This window comes from Vibrio sp. 378, from assembly GCF_033339435.1.
In genome coordinates this window covers 1-1156 of the sequence record NZ_JAWOUO010000120.1, presented here as the reverse complement: position 1 = coordinate 1156, position 1156 = coordinate 1, and the positions used below count along the sequence as shown (strand labels likewise).

At 45.1% G+C, this 1156-nt stretch carries 1 protein-coding gene; it reads right to left on the bottom strand.

What is annotated here, in order from left to right; translation table 11 throughout:
* Positions 1–763: UDP-glucose 4-epimerase GalE (galE, locus tag R7Q48_RS24525; RefSeq protein WP_318132702.1), on the bottom strand; the 763-nt coding region annotated here is incomplete at its 3' end.
* Between the last annotated feature and the right edge of the window lie 393 nt (positions 764–1156).

The window sequence follows — 1156 nt, the reverse complement described above, 5'->3', positions numbered from 1 at the left end:
AACCAGCTTTACTGCCGACTTTTTCTAGCGCAGCAACGTGGCCATCTGATAGATCCATTACGTGAATGTAATCACGAACACCAGTACCATCTTTGGTTGGGTAATCACTACCGAATACAGATAGAAACTCGCGACGACCAACCGCTACTTGAGAAATAAATGGCATTAGGTTGTTCGGAATACCTTGCGGGTCTTCACCTAACTCACCAGTTGGGTGCGAACCAACAGGGTTGAAGTAACGAAGAAGTGTGATGCTCCAGTCTGGGTTCGCTTTTTGGAAGTCAGTTAAGCACTCTTCTACCATTAACTTGCTACGACCGTATGGGTTAGTCGCACTAGTTGGGAAGTCCTCAGTAATTGGCACTGATGCAGGATCACCATAAACTGTCGCAGATGAGCTAAATACCAGTGATTTCACGCCTGCTTCGCGCATTGCATCCACAAGAACAAGTGTGCCATTTACGTTGTTATCGTAATACTCAAGCGGTTTTTCTACTGATTCTCCGACTGCTTTTAGGCCAGCAAAGTGGATCACGGCTTGGATGTCGTGCTGCGCGAATACCGTATCCAAAAAGGCTTCGTCACGGATGTCACCTTGGTGGAACTCAGGCTGTTTGCCAGTCAGCGCTTCAATACGGTTTAACACTTCCAGTTTGGCGTTACACAAGTTATCAACGATGATAGGTTCCATTCCCGCTTCAATCATCTGAACGCAAGTGTGACTACCGATGTATCCCATACCGCCTGTGACAAGAACTTTCACTTTTTGCTTCTCCACGTTTGCTGCTTTCTGTTCACACCTCACTCTGATGCGCTAAAAGCCAATCGCCATTGCATCGAATCGGTACGCCCATTTCTTAACTGGCTAAAAGTCTAGCAACCAATCTCGATCCAGATCCGTGATCGAATTCAAATTGTGTAAACGTTTCCACAAAATTACACAAAAGCCTTATTTTAGATGCCGACTTTAGTTAAATTAAACCGGGAAGATGATGAGCAGTGAAGATGAGTCGAGCAGATACCGCTCTCTTTCATGGATCGCACGATTTTACTAAAAGTTTGTGCATCCCTAAGTAGCTGTTTACAATAGCCAGATTATTGAGTTCTCACTTGGACTGTGAGCAATGCCAACGGGAAATGTACATGGCAACACTAA